This is a genomic window from Pseudomonas sp. FIP_A4, assembly GCF_036701605.1.
Classification (GTDB): Bacteria; Pseudomonadota; Gammaproteobacteria; order Pseudomonadales; family Pseudomonadaceae; genus Stutzerimonas; species Stutzerimonas phenolilytica.
Genome location: NZ_JAYDXP010000126.1, coordinates 146,888 through 171,622 on the forward strand (window position 1 = coordinate 146,888; position 24,735 = coordinate 171,622).

23 protein-coding genes, 1 tRNA gene and 2 pseudogenes are annotated in these 24,735 nt (G+C 67.7%); 11 read left to right on the top strand and 15 right to left on the bottom strand.

All coding sequences use genetic code 11. From position 1 onward, the window contains the following. Positions 1 to 30: 30 nt before the first annotated feature. Positions 31 to 1,498 (top strand): annotated as a pseudogene (pdxR, locus tag U8L64_RS13900) (MocR-like pyridoxine biosynthesis transcription factor PdxR). Positions 1,499 to 1,726: 228 nt separating this feature from the next. Here the strand turns inward: pdxR and U8L64_RS13905 are convergent. Next, complete coding sequence (locus tag U8L64_RS13905) at positions 1,727 to 3,151, bottom strand: aspartate ammonia-lyase (RefSeq protein WP_008568585.1); 1,425 nt, start codon at positions 3,149 to 3,151, stop codon at positions 1,727 to 1,729. A gap of 179 nt (positions 3,152 to 3,330) precedes the next feature. Between U8L64_RS13905 and U8L64_RS13910 the strand changes: the two genes are divergently transcribed. Then, positions 3,331 to 4,254: a LysR substrate-binding domain-containing protein gene (locus U8L64_RS13910; RefSeq protein WP_333398088.1), complete on the top strand. Its 924-nt coding sequence runs from the start codon at positions 3,331 to 3,333 to the stop codon at positions 4,252 to 4,254. Positions 4,255 to 4,270: 16 nt separating this feature from the next. Here the strand turns inward: U8L64_RS13910 and U8L64_RS13915 are convergent, their stop codons facing one another. Then, positions 4,271 to 5,656 (bottom strand): hypothetical protein, encoded by a 1,386-nt coding sequence (locus U8L64_RS13915; RefSeq protein ID WP_043298792.1) that lies wholly within the window; start codon positions 5,654 to 5,656, stop codon positions 4,271 to 4,273. A gap of 253 nt (positions 5,657 to 5,909) precedes the next feature. Here U8L64_RS13915 and purE point away from each other — a divergent pair, with 253 nt between their 5' ends. The 5 genes from purE (at position 5,910) to U8L64_RS13940 (ending at position 9,136) form a co-directional block, all read left to right on the top strand. Then, the gene (gene purE, locus U8L64_RS13920) at positions 5,910 to 6,398 is read left to right on the top strand and encodes a 5-(carboxyamino)imidazole ribonucleotide mutase (RefSeq protein WP_008568582.1); all 489 of its coding nucleotides are present in this window, start codon (positions 5,910 to 5,912) and stop codon (positions 6,396 to 6,398) included. Positions 6,399 to 6,458: 60 nt separating this feature from the next. Then, positions 6,459 to 7,544, top strand: a complete 1,086-nt coding sequence (locus U8L64_RS13925; protein ID WP_043298793.1) for a 5-(carboxyamino)imidazole ribonucleotide synthase — start codon at positions 6,459 to 6,461, stop codon at positions 7,542 to 7,544. A gap of 82 nt (positions 7,545 to 7,626) precedes the next feature. Next, positions 7,627 to 7,878: a GlsB/YeaQ/YmgE family stress response membrane protein gene (locus tag U8L64_RS13930; protein ID WP_043298794.1), complete on the top strand. Its 252-nt coding sequence runs from the start codon at positions 7,627 to 7,629 to the stop codon at positions 7,876 to 7,878. Between the two features lie 49 nt (positions 7,879 to 7,927). Further along, complete coding sequence (locus tag U8L64_RS13935) at positions 7,928 to 8,458, top strand: DUF3299 domain-containing protein (protein ID WP_333398089.1); 531 nt, start codon at positions 7,928 to 7,930, stop codon at positions 8,456 to 8,458. Further along, the gene (locus U8L64_RS13940) at positions 8,459 to 9,136 is read left to right on the top strand and encodes a uracil-DNA glycosylase family protein (protein ID WP_333398090.1); all 678 of its coding nucleotides are present in this window, start codon (positions 8,459 to 8,461) and stop codon (positions 9,134 to 9,136) included. Between the two features lie 156 nt (positions 9,137 to 9,292). Here the strand turns inward: U8L64_RS13940 and U8L64_RS13945 are convergent, their stop codons facing one another. From U8L64_RS13945 to U8L64_RS13955, 3 genes are read right to left on the bottom strand one after another with little or no spacing between them, the layout of a single operon-like run. Then, positions 9,293 to 10,300, bottom strand: coding sequence for a zinc-dependent alcohol dehydrogenase family protein (locus U8L64_RS13945; RefSeq protein ID WP_333398091.1), 1,008 nt, complete (start codon positions 10,298 to 10,300; stop codon positions 9,293 to 9,295). A gap of 28 nt (positions 10,301 to 10,328) precedes the next feature. Next, on the bottom strand, positions 10,329 to 10,856 hold the full coding sequence (locus U8L64_RS13950; RefSeq protein WP_333398092.1) for a cytochrome b/b6 domain-containing protein: 528 nt from the start codon (positions 10,854 to 10,856) through the stop codon (positions 10,329 to 10,331). Position 10,857: 1 nt separating this feature from the next. Beyond that, entirely contained in the window at positions 10,858 to 11,124 is a 267-nt protein-coding gene (locus U8L64_RS13955) for a PepSY domain-containing protein (protein WP_003286335.1), read from the bottom strand. Positions 11,125 to 11,345: 221 nt separating this feature from the next. On the opposite strand from U8L64_RS13955, the gene U8L64_RS13960 reads away from it, so the two are divergent. Further along, the gene (locus U8L64_RS13960; protein WP_333398093.1) at positions 11,346 to 11,693 is read left to right on the top strand and encodes a diacylglycerol kinase; all 348 of its coding nucleotides are present in this window, start codon (positions 11,346 to 11,348) and stop codon (positions 11,691 to 11,693) included. A 9-nt stretch (positions 11,694 to 11,702) separates the two neighbouring features. Here the strand turns inward: U8L64_RS13960 and U8L64_RS13965 are convergent, their stop codons facing one another. Together U8L64_RS13965 and U8L64_RS13970 are read right to left on the bottom strand one after the other, a co-directional pair. Further along, positions 11,703 to 13,640, bottom strand: coding sequence for a DNA topoisomerase III (locus tag U8L64_RS13965; protein WP_333398094.1), 1,938 nt, complete (start codon positions 13,638 to 13,640; stop codon positions 11,703 to 11,705). 102 nt (positions 13,641 to 13,742) lie between these two features. Continuing rightward, complete coding sequence (locus U8L64_RS13970) at positions 13,743 to 14,762, bottom strand: AraC family transcriptional regulator (protein WP_165594111.1); 1,020 nt, start codon at positions 14,760 to 14,762, stop codon at positions 13,743 to 13,745. A gap of 171 nt (positions 14,763 to 14,933) precedes the next feature. Between U8L64_RS13970 and U8L64_RS13975 the strand changes: the two genes are divergently transcribed. After that, entirely contained in the window at positions 14,934 to 15,560 is a 627-nt protein-coding gene (locus U8L64_RS13975) for a TetR/AcrR family transcriptional regulator (RefSeq protein WP_333398095.1), read from the top strand. Then, a complete protein-coding gene (locus tag U8L64_RS13980; protein ID WP_333398096.1) occupies positions 15,532 to 17,301 on the top strand; it encodes an acyl-CoA dehydrogenase C-terminal domain-containing protein in 1,770 nt (589 codons plus the stop codon). Before U8L64_RS13975 ends, U8L64_RS13980 begins: the two co-directional genes overlap by 29 nt. A gap of 66 nt (positions 17,302 to 17,367) precedes the next feature. On the opposite strand, the gene U8L64_RS20400 is transcribed toward U8L64_RS13980, so the two are convergent. The 6 genes and pseudogenes from U8L64_RS20400 to U8L64_RS14005 form a co-directional block, all read right to left on the bottom strand. Next, on the bottom strand, positions 17,368 to 17,886 hold the full coding sequence (locus tag U8L64_RS20400; protein WP_223250023.1) for a methyl-accepting chemotaxis protein: 519 nt from the start codon (positions 17,884 to 17,886) through the stop codon (positions 17,368 to 17,370). Between the two features lie 36 nt (positions 17,887 to 17,922). After that, a pseudogene (locus tag U8L64_RS20405) lies at positions 17,923 to 18,699 on the bottom strand (PAS domain-containing protein); the annotation flags it as partial. A gap of 374 nt (positions 18,700 to 19,073) precedes the next feature. Further along, positions 19,074 to 19,149: transfer RNA gene (locus tag U8L64_RS13990), tRNA-Thr, on the bottom strand. A gap of 76 nt (positions 19,150 to 19,225) precedes the next feature. Beyond that, on the bottom strand, positions 19,226 to 20,428 hold the full coding sequence (locus tag U8L64_RS13995; RefSeq protein ID WP_333398098.1) for a methyltransferase: 1,203 nt from the start codon (positions 20,426 to 20,428) through the stop codon (positions 19,226 to 19,228). 96 nt (positions 20,429 to 20,524) lie between these two features. Next, positions 20,525 to 21,901 (bottom strand): TRAP transporter large permease, encoded by a 1,377-nt coding sequence (locus tag U8L64_RS14000; protein ID WP_333398099.1) that lies wholly within the window; start codon positions 21,899 to 21,901, stop codon positions 20,525 to 20,527. After that, positions 21,894 to 22,442, bottom strand: a complete 549-nt coding sequence (locus U8L64_RS14005; protein WP_077682806.1) for a TRAP transporter small permease subunit — start codon at positions 22,440 to 22,442, stop codon at positions 21,894 to 21,896. The genes U8L64_RS14000 and U8L64_RS14005 overlap by 8 nt, the downstream gene beginning before the upstream one ends. A 253-nt stretch (positions 22,443 to 22,695) precedes the next feature. Between U8L64_RS14005 and U8L64_RS14010 the strand changes: the two genes are divergently transcribed. Beyond that, complete coding sequence (locus tag U8L64_RS14010; protein ID WP_043299457.1) at positions 22,696 to 23,799, top strand: TRAP transporter substrate-binding protein; 1,104 nt, start codon at positions 22,696 to 22,698, stop codon at positions 23,797 to 23,799. A gap of 74 nt (positions 23,800 to 23,873) precedes the next feature. On the opposite strand, the gene U8L64_RS14015 is transcribed toward U8L64_RS14010, so the two are convergent. Beyond that, complete coding sequence (locus tag U8L64_RS14015) at positions 23,874 to 24,299, bottom strand: OsmC family protein (RefSeq protein WP_043299459.1); 426 nt, start codon at positions 24,297 to 24,299, stop codon at positions 23,874 to 23,876. Between the two features lie 62 nt (positions 24,300 to 24,361). After that, the gene (locus U8L64_RS14020) at positions 24,362 to 24,670 is read right to left on the bottom strand and encodes a DUF2388 domain-containing protein (protein ID WP_077682805.1); all 309 of its coding nucleotides are present in this window, start codon (positions 24,668 to 24,670) and stop codon (positions 24,362 to 24,364) included. Positions 24,671 to 24,735 lie beyond the last annotated feature (65 nt).

Genomic DNA, 24,735 nt, shown 5'->3' on the forward strand with positions numbered 1-24,735 from the left:
TCCGTGACTTTGATAGAGCCAATACGACCTATGCCGACCACACCGCCCTTGCCCGTCGATCTTTCCGGTATTCAGCTCGACCGCCGGCAGGGTCTGACTCGCCAGCTCTATCAGGCCCTGCGCGAGCGCATCCTCGATGGTCGTCTGGCCGGGCGAAGCCGGTTGCCGGCCAGTCGCGATCTGGCGGCGCTGCTGACGGTATCGCGCAACACCGTTATCCGGGCGCTCGATCAGCTGTATGCCGAGGGTTACATCGAGGCCCGGGTAGGCGATGGTACCTACGTGGTGCAACTCGGCAGCGCGCGGCCGCTGGCGCAGCCGCCTGTAACCGGGCCGGCTACGACCGAGGCGCTGTTGCGCCTGTCGTAATCAGCTTGCGCCGCCGGTGAGTGGTGCGCCGCGGGCCTTTCGCATCGGCGTGCCGGCCTTCGACCTGTTCCCCTTCGAAATCTGGGCGCGGCTCACGGCGCGCTTCTGGCGCAAGCCATCGCCGGCCCGCCTGGGCTATGGCGACCCGGCGGGTGAGCGTGCGTTGCGTGAACTGGTCGCGGCCTACCTGCGCAGCAGCCGCGGGCTGAACTGCGATCCGTCCCAGGTGGTGATTACCTGCGGCGCGCAGCAGGGCATCAGCCTGTGCGCCCAGTTGCTGGTGCAGCCTGGCGATCGCGTAGCTGTTGAAAACCCCGGCTACCGAGCCGCCGGGCATGCCTTCGCCGTGGCTGGCGCCGAGCTTTGCGGCGTCGCGGTAGACCGCGAGGGACTGGACACCGCCGCCCTCGCGCGGATCGAAGGCTGCCGCCTGGCCTATGTCACGCCCTCGCATCAGTACCCGACCGGCGTGACCCTGTCGCTGGCGCGGCGCCTGGAATTGCTCGCGTGGGCCGAGCGCAACGAGGGTTGGATCGTCGAGGACGACTACGACGGCGAGTACCGTTACAGCGGCACGCCGCTGACCCCTTTGGCGGCACTGGATCGACAGGGACGGGTGCTCTATGTCGGCACCTTCTGCAAGATCGCCTTCCCCGCGCTGCGCCTGGGTTACCTGGTGTTGCCTCCCGGCCTGGCCGAGGCCTTTGCCCGCCGCCGCGCATTGGATATGCGTCACTCGGATATCGGCAGTCAGATGGTGATGGCCGAGTTCATCGCCGCCGGCCACTTCCAGCGCCACGTGCGCCGCATGCGCCAGGCCGCGCGGGCGCGCCGCGACACCCTGTTGCAGCACTGGCCGGAGGCGATCCCGGGCTGCGCTGCGTTGCCAGCGGTGGATGCGGGACTGCACCTGTGCGTGCCGGTGCACAGTCAGGCCCGCGAAGCCGAGCTGGTTGCCGCGGCGCGAGCGGCCGGGGTGGAGATGAACAGGCTGTCTGACTACTGGCTGGACGGCCAGCTGCCGCCGGACGCCGCGGGCGGCCTGGTGCTGGGTTTTGCGGCGGTGCCGGAAGTGGAGATCATCGCCGCGCTGCAACGTCTGCGGCATGCGTGGAACCTGCCGGGCTAGCAGCGCGACGCGCATTACTGCTGGCGTCGTGATCTATGTTCGCCGTGGTGAGCACCATGTCGAGGAAGCAATCGATACCGGCGTTCGGCGAAAGGCCAGCAGTGGCCTGGCATGAGCCGCCTGGGGTGCTGGCGATGCACACGGACGTGGCATCACGCTGTGCGAACGAGCCGGGCTGGCGGCCCGTAAAGCAAAACGCCCGGCAGGGTTGCCGGGCGCAGGGAGCGATCACACCGCGAGCGGCACCAGCCGCGGGGCGATCATGTTTTCCGGGCGCAGGATGTCGGCCAGCGTGGCGTCGTCGAGCAGCTGCTCCTCGCGCACCAGCTCCAGCACGCCGCGGCCGCCGAGCAGGGCCTGGCCGGCGATGCGCGTGGCGTTTTCGTAGCCGATGTAGGGGTTGAGGGCGGTGATCAGGCCGATGGAGTTTTCCATCAGCTCGCGGCAGCGCCCTTCGTTGGCAGTGATGCCGACGATGCAGTGCTCGCGCAGCATGTCGATGGCGCGCTGCAGCAGGCGGATCGAATCGAACAGCTTGTAGGCGATCAGCGGCTCCATGACGTTGAGCTGCAGTTGCCCGGCCTCGGCGGCCATGGTCAGCGCCAGGTCGTTGCCGATTACCTCGAAGGCGACCTGGTTGACCGCCTCGGGAATCACCGGGTTGACCTTGCCCGGCATGATCGAGCTGCCCGGCTGGCGCGGCGGCAGGTTGATCTCGTTGATGCCGGTGCGCGGGCCGCTGGAGAGCAGGCGCAGGTCGTTGCAGATCTTCGACAGCTTGACCGCGGTGCGCTTGAGCAGGCCGGAGAACAGCACGAAGGCGCCCATGTCCGAGGTGGCCTCGATCAGGTCGGCGGCCGGCTGCAGCGGCTGGCCGCTGATTTCGGCCAGGCGCTGCACGGCGATGGCCTGATAACGCGGGTCGGCGTTGATGCCGGTGCCGATCGCGGTGCCGCCGAGGTTGACCTCGACCAGCAGTTGCGGGGCGATGCGGCGCAGGTGGCCGAGGTCTTCGCCGAGGGTGGTGGCGAAGGCGTGGAACTCCTGGCCGAGGGTCATCGGCACCGCGTCCTGCAGCTGGGTACGGCCCATCTTCAGCACGTGGGCGAATTCCTCGCCCTTGCCGGCGAAGGCCTGGATCAGGCTGTCGAGGCTGGCCAGCAGGGTGTCGTGGCCGAGCAGCAGGCCCAGGCGAATGGCGGTGGGGTAGGCGTCGTTGGTCGACTGCGCCATGTTCACGTCGTTGTTCGGGTGCAGGTAGCGGTATTCGCCCTTGGCGTGGCCCATGTATTCCAGCGCGAGGTTGGCGATCACCTCGTTGGCGTTCATGTTGGTCGAGGTGCCGGCGCCGCCCTGGATCATGTCGACCACGAACTGCTCGTGGAACTCGCCGCGGATCAGCCGCGCGCAGGCCTGGCTGATCGCCTGGTGCTTGGCCTCGCTCAGCTGGCCCAGCTCGCGGTTGGCGTCGGCGGCAGCCTGCTTGACCATCGCCAGTGCGACCACCAGCTTGGGGTAGTGCGACAGCGGCACGCCGGACAGGCGGAAGTTGTTGACCGCGCGCAGGGTCTGGATGCCGTAGTAGGCATCGGCGGGGACTTCCAGTGGGCCGAGCAGGTCTTTTTCGAGGCGAAAGGATGCAGCGCAGGACATGAGAGTTCTCATCCGGTAGGAAAGCGGCTGTGACCGCGATGCCAGCTACCATAAGGCCTGCGGCCGTTCGTCGGCCAATGCCGTTATCCGCTGTCCCATGCCGGATCGGCATAATGTGGCTGTGACGTTCGGTCGTTGGCGAGCGTTATCCTGTCGGCGGACGACGCTTCGGAGATGGCATGAACATCGAAACCAAATGGCTGGAAGATCTGGTCGCGCTGGCGGCCACCCGCAGCTTCTCGCAGGCCGCCGAGCGGCGTTTCGTAACCCAGCCGGCGTTCAGCCGGCGCATCCGCAGCCTGGAGAGCACGCTGGGGCTGACCCTGGTGAACCGCTCGCGCACGCCGGTGGAGCTGACCGAGGCCGGCCAGCTGTTCCTGATCACCGCGCGCAACCTGGTCGAGCAGGTCGGCGAGGTGGTGCGCTATCTGCACAATCTCGAAGGCCAGCGCGGCGAGGTGCTGCGCATCGCCGCCGCGCACTCGCTGGCGCTGGGCTTTTTTCCGGCCTGGCTGGCGCAGCTGCGGCGCGACGGCGTTCCGGTCAACAGCCGGCTGGTGGCGACCAACGTCGGTGAGGCGGTGCATTCGTTGCGCGAGGGTGCCTGCGACCTGATCCTCGCCTACCACGACCCGGAAGCGACGCTGCAGATGGACCCGGAGCTGTTCCCCTCGCTGGCGCTGGGGCGTACCGAGATCGTCCCGGTGTGTGCGGTGGACGAGGCCGGCGCGCCGCTGTTCGATCCCGACAGTGGGCAGAGCGTGCCGCTGCTGGCCTACAGTGCCGGCGCCTCGCTGGGGCGTTCGGTGAATGCACTGCTGCGCCAGCGCGGGCTGCGTTCGACCACGGTGTACGAGACGGCCATGGCCGACAGCCTGAAGAGCATGGCGATGCAGAAGCTCGGCCTGGCCTGGGTGCCGCGGTTGAGCGTGACTGCCGAGCTGGCGCGCGGCGAACTGGTGATCTGCGGCGGCGAGCAGTGGCGCGTGCCGCTGGAGATTCGTCTGTACCGCTGCGCGCTGGTGCGCAAGGCGCCGGTGCGCCTGCTCTGGCGCAAGCTGGAGAGCGGCGCGGGACGCGGGGACGGCGCAGGCGATGACTGAGCGGGCAACCGTGCCCTCAGCCCCGTCGCCACCAACGTGAGCGCGACTCAGCGTCCGGCCAGGGTACCGCCTTGTTTTCGCAGCGCACGATGCCGCCGGCGCTCAGGCGCAAGGTCCAGCGCTGGGCGATCTCGCCCGGCTCACCGGGTTGCCGGCTGACCAGCAGCAGGTTGTAGTCGTGCTGCTTTTCGATGGCGTGCGCCTGGATGACCGGCGGCTGGCCATCTTCCTCCTGCCATTCGTAGAGCTGCTGGTGGCTGGCCTGGATCAACGCGCAGAGCGGCTCGAAATCCAGGGTCAGACGCTCCTGGATCTGGTTCTGAGTCAGCGCTGCCTTGTCCAGCAGCAGCCGTGAGCGGTAGCAGACGATCTGCCGCTCCTCGTTGGTGGCCCACTTGCCCGAATGCTCGCGCACCGCACGCTGAAGCTCGCCCAGCTTGCGGTAGTCGAGCCAGAGCAGCTGCTGGGCCATCACCTTCTGCGTGTAGGGCATCAGCAGGCGCAGCTTCCAGCGGGGCTTGCCCTTGCGTAGCCAGCGGGTGGCGGTATCGATCAGGTCGTCGCGCAACACGTCGCGAATCGCGTAGATCAGCGCGATGCCCATCAGCAGGGCGAAGGAGAGCTTCTGACTGGCATCGCGCACGTTGAACAGGAAGTAGGTGAACAGCGACATGATCAGCATGGTGGACGCCGCCTTCACCAGCTTGCGGGTGCCGGCGCCCAGTTCGATCAGCTGCTGGCGCAGCACCACCGGGTACTCCAGCAGCCGCTGGTAGAGGCCCATGCGGTTCCACACGCGGGTCGGCGGACCCTTGAAGTCGCCCAGGTAGTCGTGCTCGGCGCGGTAGCGGCGTTCCTGCTGGATGAACTCCAGGGCCGCCCGTTTTAGCTCGTCGTCCAGTTCGTCGTAGCCTTCCAGCGTCATGCTTTCCAGCAGGAACTGCTCGGCCAGCCAGGAAAAGTAGACGTCCAGCTGGCGGAAATAGCGCGATTGCTTGCTCTGCTGCGGCTCGCCCTTGCGCAGGCGCTGGGCGAAGTTCTGGCTCAGGCGCAACGCGCGCGCCAGCTGCTCGGCGGATGCCTTGCCCTGCAGCTGCTGGCGCAGGCGGTCCAGCGACGCCTGATAACGGAAGAACCAGGCGCCGTGCATGATCTCGTAGTGCGGCGAGATCAGCGAGAAGGCGGTGTCCAGCTTGCTGGCGCGGTCCTGGACCGGCAGGCCGAGCAGGCGGAAACGGTGCATCAGCGCGCCGTGGAAGAACTGCTCCTCGCTCAAGGTGTGGCCGGACAAGGTGGTCTCGTGGGGCGTGAACAGGTACAGCTCGACCAGATGCCGGCCCGGCTGGGTTAGGGTTCGGGTCAGTTGCAGGCGGAAATCGCCCTGGCGCTTCAACGAGAACACGGCACCTCCATTCACAGTACGCGGCGAGCATAGCAAGCCTGAGGCACCTGCCGGCGGCGCGAGAACCGGCGCCAGCCCATCCCGATCGGGCGGCGCCTGGCGGACAAGCGCGGGTGCCGGCGCGCCGGGGCTTGCGATATACTGCGCGGCCTTCGGTCGGACTGGTTCCGGCCCTTTTTCCTAACGGCCGCGCTGCCCCCAGCGCGGCCGTTGTTCCTGATGCGCCGGCAAGGCGCGAGAAAGAGGCACGACGATGACCGCACTGGTAGGCGTGATCATGGGCTCGAAGTCCGATTGGTCCACCCTCAGCCACACCGCCGAGATGCTGGAAAAGCTGGGCATTCCCCATGAGGTGACGGTGGTTTCCGCTCACCGCACCCCGGATTTGCTCTTCCAGTACGCCGAACAGGCCGAAGCCCGCGGGCTGCGCGTGATCATCGCCGGTGCCGGCGGTGCCGCCCACCTGCCGGGCATGTGCGCCGCCAAGACCCATCTGCCGGTGCTCGGCGTGCCGGTGCAGTCGTCGATGCTCTCCGGGGTCGATTCGCTGCTGTCCATCGTGCAGATGCCGGCCGGCGTGCCGGTCGCCACCCTGGCTATCGGCAAGGCTGGCGCGATCAACGCCGCGCTGCTGTCGGCGAGCATCCTCGGCCACGAGTTCCCGGAATATCACGCTGCGCTGAAAAAATTCCGCGACGAGCAGACCCAGAGTGTGCTGGACAACCCCGACCCGCGCGGCTGAGCGGGTTCTACACTTGCCATCGGCGCGCGCGGATGGCCGCCTAACGAAGGGCCGTGAGTTATGAAAATTGGTGTGATCGGTGGCGGCCAGCTGGGCCGCATGCTGGCCTTGGCGGGCACTCCGCTGGGCATGAGCTTCGCCTTCCTCGACCCGGCGCCGGACGCCTGCGCCCAGGCGCTCGGCGAGCACATCCGCGCCGACTACGACGACAAGGAACACCTGCGCCGGCTGGCCGACGAGGTGGACCTGGTGACGTTCGAGTTCGAGAGCGTGCCGGCCGAGACGGTGGCCTTCCTTTCGCAGTTCGTGCCGGTCTACCCGAGCGCCGAGTCGCTGCGCATCGCCCGCGATCGTTGGTTCGAGAAATCCATGTTCAAGGACCTCGGCATTCCCACGCCGGAGTTTGCCGACATCCAGTCGCAGGCCGATCTCGACGCCGCAGTGGCCGCCATCGGCCTGCCGGCGGTGCTCAAGACGCGCACCCTGGGTTACGACGGCAAGGGCCAGAAGCTGCTGCGCAAGCCTGCCGACGTTGCCGGCGCGTTCGCCGAACTGGGCAGCGTACCGTGCATCCTCGAGGGCTTCGTGCCATTCACCGGCGAAGTCTCGCTGATCGCCGTGCGCGGCCGTGACGGCGAAACCTGCTTCTACCCGCTGGTGCACAACACCCACGAGAGCGGCATCCTGCGGTTGTCGGTGGCCAGCAGCAACCATCCGCTGCAGGCGCTGGCCGAGGACTACGTCGGCCGCGTGCTGGAGAAGCTCGACTACGTCGGCGTGCTGGCCTTCGAGTTCTTCGAGGTGGACGGCGGTCTGAAGGCCAACGAGATCGCGCCGCGCGTGCACAACTCGGGGCACTGGACCATCGAAGGCGCCGAGTGCAGCCAGTTCGAGAACCACCTGCGCGCCGTCGCCGGCCTGCCGCTGGGCTCGACCGCCAAGCTCGGTGAGAGCGCCATGCTCAACTTCATCGGCGAAGTGCCGGAGGTGGCCAGGGTCATCGCCGTCGAGGACTGCCACCTGCATCATTACGGCAAGGCGTTCAAGGCCGGGCGCAAGGTCGGCCACGCCACGCTGCGCTGTCCCGACCGCGCCACGCTGGACCGGCAGATCACCGCGGTCGAGACGCTGATCAGCCACGCCTGACGCTCCGGTCGTCCGGCTGCCGCGAACGCAACCGCCGTCGCCCGGGTCCATCGGTTACCACCTACGGACCCGGGAGAATCACATGGGCATCATCGGTACCATCCTCATCGGCCTGATCGTCGGCCTCATCGCGCGTTTCCTCAAGCCGGGCAACGACAGCATGGGCTGGATCATGACCATCCTGCTCGGTATCGGCGGCTCGCTGCTGGCCAGCTACGGCGGCCAAGCGCTTGGCCTGTACGAAGCCGGCGAGGGCGCAGGCTTTATCGGCGCGGTGGTCGGTGCGATCATCCTGCTGGTCATTTACGGTGCGCTGACCCGCCGCAACCACTGATCCGCCGCGGGCCGCCGTGGCGGCCCATCCCTCCACCGAACCGCCCGCCATGCCCCGATTGCTGCTGCCGCTGTTGCTCTGCTGTTCCCTGCTTGCCCACGCCGCCCCGCCGGAACTCGACTGGCTGGAGCTGATGCCGCCCGAGGATCGCCAGGCGCTGGAGGACATGCCGGAGATCGACCACGGCGGCACCGAGGACCCGGGCTTCAGCGCCCGGGGTGCGCTCAAGCAGGGCGCCGGGCTGCCGGCCGTGATGTATTCGGCCAAGACAGTGCCGGCGCTCGACGGCAAACCGGTGCGCCTGGGCGGCTATCCGGTGCCGCTGGAAAGCGACGAGCAGGGCCGCAGCACGCTGTTCTTCCTGGTGCCCTATCCGGGCGCCTGCATCCACGTGCCGCCGCCACCGCCGAATCAGATCGTGCTGGTGCGCTACCCGCGTGGCATTCAGCTCGACGATATCTACACGCCGCTGTGGGTCGACGGCACGCTGAAGATCGAGACGGTGAGCAACGAACTCGCCGACGCCGCCTACGTCATTCCGGCCGATGCAGTGGAGCCGGTCGACGAAGCGGACTTCTGAGTGCTCGACGCACGACGCCGCGAGGCGTTTCGCCGGCTCGCGGCCGACACCACGGGCATCGACGTCGAGGTCTACCGACAGTTTGGCAAGGACCCGCTGGAGCCGATCCTCGGCCTCGGCGATGCCGCCGCACCACTGTGTTTCTTCGGTCGCGATCCGGGCCGCGAGGAGGTTCGCCACGGCGCGCCGTTCGTCGGTGCCAGCGGGCAGAGCGTGCGCCGCGCGCTGCATCGCCAGCTGCATGGCACGGCGCCGCCGGACTTCGATGCGGCGCTGGCGGTAGGGCGGGGTTTCTTCTGGCTCGGCACCGTGCCGTACAAGCCGCTGGGCAACCGGGCCTGGTCGATGGCGGTCAAGCGGCGCTTCCAACCGTTGCTGCGCGAGCTGCTGCTGGCCGAATGGCACGGCCGGCACGTCGTCACCTTCGGTCGCGAGGCGTTTCTCTGGTTCGGCATCGACCAGCCGCGCGCGGTGCGTGAACGGCTGGAGGCGTTCTGGCGGCGCGACGACCGCTTCAGCGCGAGCATCGACGTGCGGCTGCACGACGAACACGGCGCGCTGCGGGAATTCGTCCTGCATCCGCTGCCGCATCCTTCGCCGCTCAATCAGCTCTGGTTCAAGCGCTTTCCCGCGCTGCTGCAGGCACGCCTGGCGGCGCTCGCAATCGGGCACCTCTAAAAACTACCTGCGTTGCCATCGCTGTGTTGAAAACAGGCTCAAAATGCTCATTTACAATTCGTAAACTGCGCTTTTTCGCCTGTTTTCGCCTTGCGCTGGCTGCCTCGTCTACGTTTTTAGAGGTGCCCGTCGGCGCGCCGCCAGTGGCCTGAAGGCTCAGATATCCAGGCAGATCTTGCCGAAGTGGCGATTGCTCTCCTGATAGCGGAAGGCGTCGCAGATCTGCTCCAGTGGGAAATGCCGGTCGATCACCGGACGCAGGCCGTTGGCGTCGATGGCGCGGATCATCGCCTGCTGCTGGGTGCGGCTGCCGACCAGCACGCCCTGCAGGCGCAGCTGGCGCACCAGCGCGGTGACCAGCGGCAGCTCGCCGGCCACCCCGGTGAGGATGCCGATCACCGCGATGTGCCCGCCGATGCGGGTGGCGGCCATCGACTGCACCAGCGTCGCTGGGCCACCGACCTCAATGACGTGGTCGACGCCACGGCCATCGGTGAGTTCGAGCACGCGCTGGCCCCACTCCGGGGTGCTGCGGTAGTTGATCAGGTGGTCGGCACCGAGGCCGCGCAGGCGTTCGAGCTTGTCGTCGCTGGAGGAAGTGGCGATCACCGTGGCGCCGGCCAGCTTGGCGAACTGCAAGGCGAAAATCGATACGCCGCCGGTGCCCTGCACCAGCACCGTCTCGCCGGGCTTGAGCGCGCCGTCGACCATCAGCGCGCGCCAGGCGGTGAGTCCGGCGGTGGTCAGGGTCGCCGCCTCGGCATGGCTCCAGCCCTCCGGCGCACGGGTGAACGAGGTGGCGCGGGCGGTCACCGTCTCGCGCGCGTAGCCGTCGATGCCGTCGCCGGGCACCGTGGCGAAGCCTTCCACCAGTGGCTCGCCGTCCAGCCAGTCGGGGAAGAAGGTGCTGACCACTTGATCGCCGACGGCGAACTCGCTGACCCCGGCACCCACCGCGATCACCTCACCGGCGCCGTCCGCCATCGGGATGCGCGGCTCGCTCGGCCCCCACATGCCGCTGACCACGGCGAAATCGTGGTAGTTGAGCGAGTTGGCGCGCAGGCGCACGGTGATTTCGCCGGCCGCCGGTTCGCGCGCCGGGCAGCTGCCGACGATGACCTTGTCGTAGCCGCCGCCGGGTTGAACGTAGATCGCTTTGCTCATGGTCGCTCCAGAATGCGAATGGTGAGCTTCACAGCCGGCGTCGGCGTCCGGTCACCATCGAGAGAAAGAGGTTTTCGCGCAGCCGCAGGCTTTCCACCAGCGCGGCCAGCAGGTGCAGGCCGACCAGTCCGAGCAGCGCGTTGGCGAAAGCATCGTGCACGATCAGAGGGCCGTCCAGCCCCCAGAAGTAGTCGACTTCCTCCATCAGAAAGCCGGTTACGCCCAGGCCGAGCATCAGCAGCATCATCAGGATCATCACCAGCGCGCCGAGCGGCGAATGCCCCAGGCGATGGTAGGGCCGCCCGTGCAGCAGCGCGCCCAGATGTTCGGCCAGCCGCGCGCGGCTGGGCCAGAAGTCGGCCCAGCGCGCCGCCGGCGTGCCGACGAACCCCCACACCAGGCGGATCGCCAGCCAGGCCACGGCGTAGTAGCCCAGCCAGCGATGCCACGCCTCGCCCTCCTCGGTGAAGAAGTAGTTGGCGATGAAGGCGCCGGCCAGCGACCAGTGGAACAGGCGCACCAGCGGGTCCCAGAGCGTGACGCGTTCGGGTTTCATGTCAGTCGTCGATCTCGGTCTTGACCGCCTCGCCGCTCACCGGATCGAAATAGATCTCGACCTTTTGCTTGTCCTTGTTCCAGCCGTAGATTTCGTAGCAGTTGCCGTCGGTGACCTTGAACTTCTTGATCTCGTAGCCCTGGGCCTTGAGGTCGGCCTGGAACTTGTCCTGGTCCTGCCACTGCGCCTTGTCGGCGCTGGTGCACTCGGGTTCGGCCAGGGCCAGCGGGCTGGCGAGGGCGAGGGACAGCAGAAGCAGCTTGCGCATGGGAAGGTCCTCTTGCGAAAGAATGGCAAATGCCCCGGCGAGGCGGTCGAACGGCGCAGGCCGCGGCGCGTGACGGTGCCCGGGCGCAGCGCCCGGTACCGTCAGCATTCAGAGCGCGGCGGCGCCGGCATGTTCCGCAGCCGCCACCGGCACCGCGCGTGCGGCTGGATTTGCCGCTGATCTGCTGGGAGCATGGGAGGCCCGCCAGCCAAGGAGCCGTCATGAAGGGACAACCGTTTTACCGTCGCCTGCGGTTCGCCCGTCACGGCCTGGCGCAGGCCTGGCGCCGCGAACGCAGCCTGCGCACGCACCTGCTGGCCGCGACCCTGGTGCTGCTGCTGACGCGCCCGGCTGCCATCTGGTGGGCGGTCCTGACGCTGACGGTGGGCCTGGTGGTGATCGCCGAGCTGCTCAACAGTGCGCTGGAAACCCTGCTCGACCACCTGCACCCGCAGCAGCACCCGGAGATCGGCGTGGCCAAGGACATCGCCGCCGCGGCGGTGCTGATCGCCAGCCTGGTGGCGCTCGGTGTCGGCGCGGCGTTCCTGTTCAGCCTGCTCGGCGGCTGAGGCGGCCTCTCAGCGCGGGGCGGCCGCGGCCTGGCGGCGCTTGCCGGTGGTTGCTTTGTGTGCGGCGGCCTTGCGTTTTTTCTTCCAGGGCGCGCCGCCGCGCACGGGCGGCCCGCTGATGGTGAGGCGCAAGCCGGCGCAGCGTTCGACCAGCTTGCTCATCCACGCCGACTGCTTGACGACGAATTCCTCCAGTGACATCTCGCCGTTCTGCACCATATCCAGCGCCTGCTCCCAGATCGCCGTGGTGCCGGGGTCGGCGATCGGCCGCGGCACCGCGTCGATCAGGCCGAACGCCGCGGGCGTGGCGGCCAGCGCCTTGCCCTGTTTGCTCAGGTAGCCGCGTTCGAGCAGGCCCTGGATGATCCCGGCGCGCGTCGCCTCGGTGCCGATGCCGGTGGTGTCCTTGAGCTTCTGCTTCAGGCGCGGGTCGTCGACCAGCCTGGCGACGTTCTTCATCGCCTTGATCAGTTCGCCCTCGGTGAACGGCTTGGGGGGTTGGGTGTGCTGGTCCTTGAGCGTTACCTCTTGCACCGCGCAGTCCTGGTTCGCGGCGAGTGCCGGCAGCGCCTGCGGCTCGTGCGCTTCGCGGCCTTTGGCCGGCGTCAGTGCCTCGGGCAGCGCGCGACGCCAGCCCGGCTCGACGATGCACTTGCCCACCGCGCGCAGCGTCTGGCCGGCGCAGGTGAAGTCGGCCTGGGTGCGGTCGTACTCGTGGTGGGGCAGGAACTGCGCCAGATAGCGCGCGCGGATCAGCCCGTAGACGGCGCGCGGCTTGCCGCTCAGGCGCGCCGAGGCCTGCGCGGCGACGGTGGGGATGATGCCGTGGTGCGCGCTCACCTTCGCATCGTTCCAGGCCCGCGAACGGCGCCGGGCGTCGAGGTGCGGCGCCAGGGCAGCCAGCGCCGGATCGGCAGTACCCAGTGCGGCGAGGATCGCCGGGGCTTCGGCGTGCTGGCTGAGCGGCAGGTAGCCGCAGTCGCTGCGCGGGTAGGTGATGAGTTTGTGCGTTTCGTACAGCGCCTGGGCGATGTCGAGGGTTTCCTGGGCGCCGAGGCCGAGCTTCTTCGAGCAGACCTCCTGCAATGTGCCGAGATCGAACGGCAGCGGCGCCGCCTCGCGCATCCGTTCGGTGTTCAGCTCGACGAGCCGCGCGCTGCCGGCGCGGCGCATGGCCTCGGCGGCGTCGCGCGCCAGCTCGGGGTTGAGGCAGCGGCCCTGCTCGTCGCAGGCATCTTCCGGGGCGCGCCACTGCGCGGTGAACGGCGTGCCATCAGCCAGCAGCTGCACGTCGATGGCCCAGAACGGCACCGGCACGAAGTCGGCGATGCTGCGGTCGCGGTCGACCACCAGGCGCAGCGTCGGCGTCTGCACGCGACCCACCGGGAGCACGCCCTGGTAGCCGGACTGGCGGCCGAGCAGGGTGAACAGCCGGCTCATGTTCATGCCGATCAGCCAGTCGGCGCGCGAGCGGCCCAGCGCGGCCTGGTAGAGGTTGAAGGTCTCGCCGCCCGGTTTGAGCGCGCCGAGTGCCTTGCGGATCGACGCCTCGTCCAGCGCCGACAGCCACAACCGCTGGATCGGCCCGAGATAGCGGCAGTGCTCGACCAGCTCGCGGGCGATCATCTCGCCCTCGCGGTCGGCGTCGGTGGCGATCACCAGCTCCGCGCACTCGCCGAGCAGGCGCTTGACCGCCTTGAACTGGCTGGCGGTCTTCGGCTTGACCTGCATCTTCCACTGCTGCGGCACGATCGGCAGGTCGGCCAGAACCCAGCGCTTGTAGCGCGCGTCATAGGCATCCGGCGGCGCGGTCTCCAGCAGGTGGCCGATGCACCAGGTCACGCTCACGCCGGCACCCTGCCAGCAGCCGTCGCCGCGCCGGTTGGCGCCGAGCACCTTGGCGATGTCTTTGGCCTGGGAGGGTTTTTCGCAGAGAAAGAGCCGCATGCTGGTCATCGATGGCTGCAACGAGCGCCAAGCATGGGCAGAAAGCGCGGCGCCGGCAACCGAAAATCTGTATATGCATACAGTTTATTCGTGCTGTGACGCTCAACTCCGCGGCGGCGGGTGCAGCTGGCTGCGAAATTGCCCCGGGCTCTGGCCGGTCCAGCGGCGGAACAGTCGATGAAACGCGCTGGGCTCCTGGAAGCCGGCGCGCACGGCGATTTCGCTGATGCTCAGCTGGCGGTCGCGCAGCAGGTTGAACACCAGGGCGCGGCGCACCTCGTGCTTGATCTCCTGATAGGTGAAACCTTCCTTGGCCAGTTGCCGCCGCAGCACCTGCTCGCCAAGCCCGCGCGCGCGGGCGATGGCGGCGAGCGTCGGCCACTGATCGCTGGGCTGGCTGCGCAGCGCGCGGAAGATCTGCGAGGCCAGGCCGCTGTCGTTGCGAAAACGCACCACCAGCCATTGCGGACAGCTGCGCAGGAAGGCGCGCAGCGAGGCGCCATCCTGGATCACCGGCAAGCGCAGGTAGCTGGCCTCGAAGGCCACCTCGGTCTGCGCGCCGTCATATTCCACCAGCGGCCCCCAGTGCCACGGCGTGGTCTCGCCGGCCGGCGCGGGGGTGCTGAATTGGCTGCGATTGAGTGGAATGCGCCGGCCCACCAGCCAGCACATCACGCCCAGCACGATGCTGAGGAAGATTTCCTCGGCCGGGCCCTTGAGCGTTGGGTCGGCCAGCTCGCTGCTCAGCCTGACGACGGCCTGGCCATTGCGCACCTCCAGCGTCGCGCGGATGTCGTGGATGAACAGGCCGAGGTACTGCAGGCAGCGCGGCAGCGCCTTGCCCAGGCTGGTTTCCTGGATCAGCCCGCGACAGATCAGGGCGAAGCTGCCGTTGGGCAGGCCGTGGGAGTCGAAGCCGAAGAATTCGTCGCCCAGCTCGGCGCTCATCGCCAGCCAGAAGCGGCTGACCGCGGCGGCCGGCACCTGGGCGTGCGGCGCGGTCAGCGCGGCGGCGTCGATGCCCGCGGCGGCGAGCACCTGCTGCAGGCGCGCCGGGTTGTCGCGCAGACGATGAAGCGCGGCCTGGACGAGGTAGGCCGCCACCGAATCCTGTTCACGCATGGCGTTGCTATCCGTTTGCTGGGGTCTGGCTTGCGCCCGCGGTGGCGTCGGGTGGCCGAATCTATGCCGCTGCAACGACGGTTTTGGGCATAGCAAGTGCACTCGGCGCCTGCCTAGACTGGCTCACACCGTCGCCTGCGTGCAGGCCCGACCATCTCCGTGGAGGCTGCCATGCACGCCCGATCTGCCGCAACCTTTGAAATCAGCCGCGAGCGTGCGCTGCAGCTGTTCGCCGACGAGGGCTTCGGTCAGGTCAGCCTGCGCCGGCTGGCCAGCCACATGGGCATTTCCACCGCGACCCTGTACACGCATGTCGCCGGCAAGGAAGAGCTGCTGTTCGACGCGCTGGAGGAGCATTACGAGCATCTGTTGCTGCTCGCCGAGCGCGGTGTGCGCGGCGAACCGGCCGTGCGCCCGCGCGTGCAGCGGCTGAGCCGGGCGCTGGTCGAGCTGTATCGACACTGTCCGTCGCGCTTCCTGCTGGCCACGCGCGAGCGGCACTGCCTGCGCGATGGCCACCGGCGCCGCATCGACAGCCTGCGCCGACGCATCGTCGAGCAGCTCGCTACCTGGCTGCAGGGCGGCGAGGCGCCGACGGCTGGTCGCGTGCTGCTCGAACTCATCGAACATCTGCCGCTCTGGCTGGCCGCGCATGGCCTCACGGCCGAGCAGCAGACCCGGCTGGTCGATGCGCTGCTGCTCGGCAGCCTTCCCGGCCTGCGCCAGCTGCCTTCCCCAGAACCCATCCTGCCGCCCGAGGTAATCCACCATGCCCAGCTACAAGGCCGATCTGCGTGACGCCCGCTTCATCCTCCACGAAGTCTTCGATGCGCCTGCGCTGTGGGCGCGCCTGCCGGCGCTGGCCGAGCGGATCGATGCCGAGACCGCCAACGCCATTCTCGACGAGGCGGCCAAGGTCACCGGCGAGCTGCTGGCACCGCTGAACCGCAGCGGCGACGAGGAGGGCGCGCAGTGGCTCGAAGGCCGGGTGCGCACCCCGGCGGGCTTTCGCGAGGCCTATGCCACCTACGCCGAAGGCGGCTGGGTGGGACTGGCGGGCAATCCCGAATACGGCGGCATGGGCATGCCGAAGATGCTCGCGGTGGCCTTCGAGGAAATGCTCTACGCGGCCAATTCGAGCTTCGCGCTGTATTCGGCGCTGAGTTCCGGCGCCTGCCTGGCCATCGACGCGCATGCCAGCGAAGCTCTCCGGCAGCGCTACCTGCCGCCGCTGTACGAGGGCCGCTGGGCCGGCTCCATGTGCCTGACCGAGCCGCACGCCGGCACGGACCTGGGCATCATCCGCACCCGCGCCGAGCCGCAGGCCGACGGCAGCTACCGCATCAGCGGCACCAAGATCTTCATTACCGGCGGCGAGCAGGACCTGACCGAGAACATCATCCATCTGGTGCTGGCCAAGCTGCCCGACGCCCCGGCCGGGCCGAAAGGCATCTCGCTGTTCCTCGTGCCGAAGGTGTTGGTCGGCGAGGACGGCAGCCTCGGGGCGGCGAACGCGGTGTCCTGCGGCTCCATCGAGCACAAGATGGGCATCAAGGCCTCGGCCACCTGCGTGATGAACTTCGACGGCGCCTACGGCTATCTGGTCGGCGAGCTGAACAAGGGCCTGGCGGCGATGTTCACCATGATGAATTACGAGCGGCTGTCCATCGGCATCCAGGGCATCGGCTGCGCCGAGGCCTCGTACCAGGCGGCGCGCGACTACGCCCGCGAACGCTTGCAGAGCCGTGCGGCCACGGGGCCGGTCGCGCCCGAGCGGAGCGCCGACCCGATCATCGTCCACGCCGATGTGCGGCGCATGCTGCTGACCATGAAGACCATGACCGAGGGCGGGCGCGCTTTCGCCTGCTACGTCGGCCAGCAGCTGGACCTGGCCAAGTACGCCGACGATCCGGCGCAGAAGGAGCGCGCCGAGGCGCTGGTGGCATTGCTGACGCCGGTGGCCAAGGCGTTCTTCACCGATGCCGGGTTCGAGAGCTGTGTTCTCGGCCAGCAGGTGTTCGGTGGCCACGGCTACATCCGCGAATGGGGGCAGGAGCAGCTGGTACGCGACGTGCGCATCGCACAGATCTACGAAGGCACCAACGGCATCCAGGCGCTCGATCTGCTCGGACGCAAGGTGGTCGCCAACGGTGGTGTGTCGCTGCGGCTGTTCACCGATGAGGTCCGCGCTTTCGCCGCGACCCACTACACGCCGTTCAACGCCGCGCTGCACGAGGCGGTCGAGCGTCTGGAGCAAGTCAGCGCCTGGTTGCAGGAGCAGGCGCACGCAGACGCCAACGCCGTCGGCGCGGCGTCGGTGGAATACCTGCAGCTGTTCGGCTACACCGCCTATGCCTACATGTGGGCGCGCATGGCGGCCAGCGCTGCCCGCGGCGCGGCCGACGACGCCTTCTACCGCGCCAAGCTGGCCAGCGCGGCGTTCTATTTCGAGCACCTGCTGCCGCGCACGCTGGGGCTGGAGGGTAGCATCCGCGCCGGCAGCGCCTCGCTCTACGGCCTGGAGGCCGAACAGTTCTGAGCGCCTAGCGGCCCGCCTGCCGAGCGCGAGCCGCAGGCGGCCCGGGGCAAGGGAGCCAGGGTTTGCTCAGTGCCCCGGAGAGGCCAGGGTCTGGGCGAATTCACCGATGGCTTCCACGACCTGCTGCGCGCCGTGCTGTATGTCGAGGATGACCGTGCCGGCCTGATTGGCGAGGGCGACGCCTTGTTCCGCCTTGCGCGTGCTGGCCTGCATGCTCTCCGTCGCCACCCGGGCCAGTTCGCGGTTCTTACCGACCACCTCGGTAATGGCCACGGTCGCCTGGCTGGTGCGCTGCGCCAGGTTGCGTACCTCATCGGCGACCACCGCGAAGCCGCGACCCTGCTCGCCGGCGCGGGCCGCCTCGATGGCTGCGTTGAGCGCCAGCAGGTTGGTCTGCTCGGCAATGCCGCGAATGGCGCCGACGATGCTGCCGATTTCTTCCGACTGGGCGCTCAGCGCGCCGATGGCCTGCGCGACCTGCGCAAGTTCATCGGCGATGCTCTGCACCACGCTGACCGACTGCTGGACCACCGCGGCGCCTTGCCGCGCGGACTCGTCGGTCTGCCGCGAGGTCTCGAAGGCCATCTGCGCTGCGCGGGTTTCGGCGTCCCGCTGCTCGACCCTGGCGGTGATGTCGGAGGCGAACTTGACCACGCCATACAGCCGGCCCTGCGCATCGTAGAGCGGGTTGTAGGTGGCCTGGAGCCAGACGCCACGGCCCTGTTTGGTCAGTCGTCGGAACAGGCCGGTACTGAACTCACCCCGGTTCAGCCGGGCCCAGAAGTCGCGATAGGCGTCGCTCTGCACTTCTTCGGGGTCGCAGAACAGGCGGTGGTGCTTGCCCCGGATATCGTCCAGGCGATAACCCATGACCTGGAGGAAATTCGCATTGGCATTGACCACCAGCCCCTGCAGATCGAACTCGATCACCGCCGAGGAGCGCTCGACCGCCTGCATGCGGCTGGCATCCGCCTGCGCACGCAGCGTTTGCTCGGTCACATCGGTAGCGAGCATGACGATGCGTTGCACATTGCCGCCGGCGTCACGGACCGGAACGTAACTGGCCTGCAGCCATACCTGCCGCCCCTGTTTCGCCATCCACGGCATGAGTTTGGTCGCGCTGCGGCCCTGCTGCAGATCATGCCAGAAGGCGCTGTAGTCGCGGCTCTGTGCATAGGCGGGATCGCAGAACGCGCGGTGCTGGCGTCCGCTGATTTCCTCCAGGGTTAGCCCCAGCAGGTTCAGGAACAGCGGGTTGGCTTGCAGCACCAGCCCCTCGGGACTGAATTCGATGGTCGCCACGGCACTGCGCAGCGCCACGTATTCCGCCTCGAATACCGCCCGCTGCGCCTGGCATTCACGCAGGGTGTCTTTGAAAGTTCGGGTACGCATGAACATGCGGGTACGGTCTCCGATGGCCTGTCATGGCATGCATCCACCCGAAGCCGACAGGCATGACTGGCTCCGGGAGTGATGAAGGGAGGCTACATCTTTTACAAAACCTATACAAATTGATTTGGTGTATAGAAATGATAGAGATCCGTACAGCGCAGGACTCGGCACGCCGATATCAGGTATCGGGTGTTACGGAAAAGGCAACGCGGGTGCTGCCTGGGAGAGGGAGGCGGCGGAAACTGGAAGCTGTTGCTCGGGTTGCTCGGGTTGCTCGGGTTGCTCGGGTTGCGCGGAAGGACGCCCGGAACCGGCGAAAGGGGCGCTCCACTTCCGGCAGAAACGAAAAAGGCCCGCATTTCTGCGAGCCTTTGTGTTCGTGGTGCCGGCACCAGGAGTCGAACCCGGGACCTACTGATTACAAGTCAGTTGCTCTACCAGCTGAGCTATACCGGCAAACCGGGCGCCATTATAGCGATTGCGCGCGGCGAGTAAACCGTTCTCTGCCAAGCACTTGCGCAGCTTCGGGGGATCAGCGGCGCTCGGCGAGCAGCAGCAGGTTGCGGGGGGTGAGTTCGCCGGCGCAGAAGCGGCCGAGGCGCACCGCGTAGCCGTTCTCTTCCAGCAGCAGGGCGCGGTCGAGCAGTAGCCAGACTTCCAGCGGACGGCGGAACAGGCCGCGCAGCAGTTCGAGGTTGCGCACTTCGGCCAGGCGTTGCCAGCCGGCCTGTTCCAGTGCCGGCCAGTCTTCGGCGCCTGGCTCCGGCAGCTGCTTGAGTGCGGCGAGGTCGCGGCAATAGCGTTCGAAGTCTTTCTGTAGCCAGGTGCTGGGCAGCGAGGGAGTGGGCAGGTAGTCGTCCTGCCTGCGCAGACGGCGCTGCAACAGGTCGAAACCGAGCCGCCAGGCCATCGACTGGTCGCGGTTGCGGCGTTCGCGGGCGCCGGCGGTGACGGTCTCGGTCAGCGGCAGGCCGAGGTCGTCGCGCGATAGCCGCAGGCTGGATTGCTGCGCGGCGCGTGACAGCGGCTGATAGCGCTCGGCCTGGGTCCGGTTGTAGCAGCAGGGCGCGACGGCGAGCTGGCGCACGCCGGCGGCAATGGCCAGCTGCAGCAGACGTACGTGCAGGTCGCCGCAGGCGTGCAGGGCGACCGGCGTGTGGTCGGCGTGCAGGCGCTCGGCGCAGTCGGCGCCGAGCACGTCTTGTTGGAGATGACAGGCATCGATGCCCAGACGCCGGCTGAGACGGGCGCCGTCGTCGACCAGCGCGACATCCCATTCCAGGCAGGTCAAGGCGCTGCCGTCCTGCGCCAGCTGACGGCCCAAATGGCCCTTGCCAGCGCACCAGTCCAGCCAGTGGCGCGTCGGTTGACGGAACTGCAAGTGCGCGGCGAACGCACGGATCTGCTGCCATTTGCGCCCGGGAACGTCGACCTGCAAGCGGCTATCCGGCGTGGGCAGCGGGTGGGCTGGCAGTTCCGCCAGGTCGGCGAGCGCCCGTGCCGCGACCGCCAGCTGGGCGAAGGGCGCCGGTGCATCGAGTTCGCTCGGCTGGTTGTGGGCGGCTTCGGCATCGGCCAGCGAGCGTGCGCGCAGCCAGGCGGCCAGTTGTGGATAGGCGGCTTCCCATTCCAGTCGGTGCTGCACGAACGGGCGCGGCCGCCACAGCGACTGGTGCTCGGAGAGGAAGCGGTCGAGCGCGAGGAAATGATCGGTGAAGCTGGCGTGAGCGCGCATTCGGTGTGGGTGTCGGGTCGGTCGGCGGGCGCCGATTGTAGCGGCGATCGGCGCGCGCAAGGCACAACGCCCGTCGTCGACGGGCGTTGTGGGGGGTTAGCGGCCGTACACCTGTTCGGGCAGCCAGGTGATCAGATCCGGCCAGAGGTAGGCGATCACCAGCATCAGCAGCTGGATGCCGATGAACGGCACCACGCCCTTGTAGATGGTGCTCGTCGGCACACTGCGCGGGGTGACGCCACGCAGGTAGAACAGCGAGAAGCCGAACGGCGGAGTGAGGAACGAGGTCTGCAGGTTGAGCGCGAGCATCACGCCGAGCCAGATCGGATCGAGCCCCATCGCCAGCAGGATGGGCCCGACGATCGGGACGACGACGAAGATGATCTCGATGAAGTCGAGGATGAAGCCGAGCAGGAAGATCACCAGCATCACCACCAGGAATGCGCCGAGCACGCCGCCGGGCAGCGAATGCAGGGCGTCCTCGATCAGCACCTCGCCGCCGAAGCCGCGGAACACCAGCGAGAACAGCGAGGCGCCGATCAGGATCAGGAACACCATCGAGGTGATCTCGGTGGTGCCGAAGGCGACTTCCTTCAACTGGCTGAAGCTCAGCTGGCGCTTGACCAGCGACAGCGCCGTCGCGCCCAGCGCGCCGATGGCCGCGGCCTCGGTAGGCGTGGCGTAGCCGGCGAGGATCGAGCCGAGCACGGCGGCGATCAGCACCAGCGGCGGCAGCAGCGCCTTGATCAGCCGTCCCCATTCGATCGGGCCGAGCTCTTCCTGCGGCAGCGCGGGCAGCTTCTTCGGCTGGAAGATGGCGATGATGATCAGGTAGACGATGTACAGGCCCACCAGCGCCAGCCCCGGCAGCAGCGCGCCGACGAACAGGTCGCCGACCGAGACGGTCTTCGGCGAGAAGATGCCCATCTTCAGCTGTGCCTGCTGGAACGCGCTGGACATCACGTCGCCGAGCAGGACCAGGATGATCGACGGCGGGATGATCTGCCCGAGCGTGCCGGTGGCCGCCAGCGTGCCAGTGGCGATCGCCGGGTCGTAGCCGCGGCGCAGCATGGTCGGCAGCGCCAGCAGACCCATCGTGACCACGGTGGCGCCGACGATGCCGGTCGAGGCCGCGAGCAGCGTGCCGACCACGCACACCGAGATCGCCAGACCGCCGCGCAGGGTGCCGAACAGCCGCGACATCGATTCCAGCAGGTCTTCGGCGACGCGGGATTTCTCCAGCATCACCCCCATGAAGACGAACAGCGGCACCGCCAGCATCGTCTGGTTGTTCATGATGCCGAAGATGCGGTTGGGCAGCGCATGCAGGAAGCCGACGTCGAACGTGCCGGTGACCACGCCCACGCCGGCGAACAGCAGTGCCATGCCGCCGAGGGTGAAGGCCACCGGATAGCCCGACATCAGCGCGATGCAGATGCCGACGAACAGTGCGATTGCCATGATCTCAGCCATGCTGCACCTCCTCGTCCTGCGGCAGGCGGCCGGCGAGGCGGTAACCGAGCTTGATCAGATCAGCGACGGCTTGCAGCGCGAGGCTGATGACCATCACCAGGATGATGCTCTTCTGCAGGTAGACGAACTTCAGGCCGCCGGATTCGTTGGAGCCTTCGTGCGTGGCCCAGGAGTTGGCAACGTAATCCCAGCTGTTCCAGGCCAGGAACAGGCAGACCGGGATCAGGAACAGCACGTGGCCGAGGCCATCGACGATGCCCTGCCGGCGGGAGACCAGCTTCTGGTAGAAGATGTCGACGCGGACGTGGCCATTGCGCTGCAGGGTCCAGGCGGCGGCGCCCATGAAGACCAGCGCATGGGCATACATGACCGCTTCCTGCAGGGCGATGGCGCCGATGCCGAAGCCATAGCGCAGCACCACGACGATCGCGGTACCGGCAACGAGGAAGAGCGTGAACCAGGCACACAGCTGGCCGAAACGCCGATTCAGCGAATCGATGAAGCCAGCCACGCGCAGTAGCGGCGGGGCGTCATGGGACATTGGTGAGTCCTTCTTGTGGGGTCGCAAGGAATGTTGCGCAGAAGGATTCTTGCAGTAGTGGCGCTTTGCAGCAATCGGCATACGACTTTTAGCGGGATGGACTAGGCTTGAGCCGCAGATATCGCTAGTTTTCTTCACCTTGCTTGCACGGTTGCCGGTCCTGGCGCCGGGGCGTTGCCCGGCGCGGTTCTGCCTGGTCGGTCGTGTTCAGCCAAGTCGTTGTGCAAATAAGACAAACAACAAGGAGCACCACATGAAACGTCGTGACATTCTCGCCGCCGCGGGCGTCGGCCTGGCCGCCACCGCTCTGGCCGGCTGCAATGACAAGAGCGAAAAGACCGCAACCGCCGGCGCCCCCGCCGCCGAGCAGCAGACCTTCAACTGGAAGATGGTCACCTCCTGGCCGAAGAACTTCCCCGGCGTCGGCGTCGGTGCCGAGCGCTTTGCCACGCTGGTCAACGAGATGAGCGGCGGCCGGCTGAAGGTCAAGGTCTATGCGGCGGGCGAACTGGTTCCCGCGCTGGAAGTGTTCGACGCGGTCTCGCGCGGCACCGCCGAGATGGGGCACGGCGCGCCTTACTACTGGAAGGGCAAGGTGCCGGCCGCGCAGTTCTTCTGCGCCCTGCCGTTCGGCCCGAACGCGCAGGAAATGAATGCCTGGCTGCACCGTGGCGGCGGCATGCAGCTGTGGGAGGAGGTGTACAAGCCGTTCGGCGTGCTGCCGATGGCCTGCGGCGCCACCGGCGTGCAGACCGCCGGCTGGTTCAACAAGGAAATCAACTCGGTCGAGGATTTCCAGGGGCTGAAGATGCGTACGCCGGGTCTGGGCGGCGAAGTGCTGACCAAGATGGGCGGCACCGTGGTCAACATGCCGGCCGGCGAGATCTTCACCGCGCTGCAGACCGGCGCGATCGACGCCACCGAGTGGATCGGTCCGTACAACGACCTGGCCCTCGGCCTGCACAAGGCGTCCAAGTACTACTACACGCCGGGCTGGCAGGAGCCGAACGTCACCTTCGAGCTGGACGTCAATCTCAAGGCCTGGGAAACCCTGCCGGATGACCTGAAGGCCATCGTTCGCTCCGCCGCGCGCGACGTCAACGGCGACATGCTCGACGACTACAACGCCAAGAACATGGAGGCGCTGGAGCAGCTGCGCGAGCAGGGCGTGGAAGTGCGTCGGTTACCCGACGAGGTGCTGGCGCGGCTCAAGGAAGTCGCGGCCGAAGTGGTCGATGCGTCCGCGGCGGCCGATCCGGCGGCGAGCAAGGTCTGGGAGCAGCAGCGTGCCTATCTCAAGCGGCTGTACGCCTACGCCGAGCTGAACGAGAAGGACATCTACAACATCCGCGGCTGATCGCCGACCGCAACGAAAACGCCACGGCCTGCGCCGTGGCGTTTTCGTTTGCGCACAACCGGGACCGCTGCGCGTCAGCCGAGCAGGCTGGCGTTCAGGCTGATGCGCGCGTTGAGCACCTTGGAGACCGGGCAGCCCTGCTTGGCCTGCTCGGCGATCTGCTGGAACTGCGCGTCGCTCGCCCCGGGAATCTTCGCCTTCAGCGTCAGGTCGACGGCGGTGATGCTGAAGCCATCGCCATCCTTGTCCAGCGTTACCTCGGCGTGGGTCTCGATACGCTCGGCGGTGAGCCCGGCCTGGCCGAGCATCAACGACAGCGCCATCGAGAAGCAGCCGGCATGCGCGGCGCCGATCAGCTCCTCCGGATTGGTGCCCGGGGCGTCCTCGAAGCGGGTGTTAAAGCCATAGGGGTTGTCCTTCAGCGCGCCGCTTTGGGTGCTGATGGTGCCCTTGCCGTCCTTCAGGCCGCCTTGCCAGACGGCCGATGCGCTCTTCTTCACGTGCAATCCTCCTGCGAGGGGTGGATGAAAATGCGGGCGCCGGGCAACGGGCGCCGGGCGGCTCAGCGGGTCGGTTCGGCGGCGAGAATCGCACTCGCCAGCTCCATGTCGCTGGCCTGCAACTGTGGCTGCTCGGCGCGCAGCTGGCGCAGCAGCGCTTCCAGATGCGGGCCGCGGATGGCGCCATCGCTGGCGACGAAGCTGCTGGCATCCTCGCGCGCCGGCAGGACCAGCTTGTTGTCCTTGAAGGTCAGGTAGGTGGAGGCGGTTGTCGCGCCCGAGGACAGCAGGTCGCGGACCAGACCGTCAGCCAGGGCGTTGCCGAAGGGCAGTGCGGCGAACGCCAGTATCGCCAGTGTTGTATGTCGCATGATCGACACCTCCGAGTGTGCGTGCTGTTAAGAGTCCGCCCGCACCGGCCGAGTTCCGCTTCGCT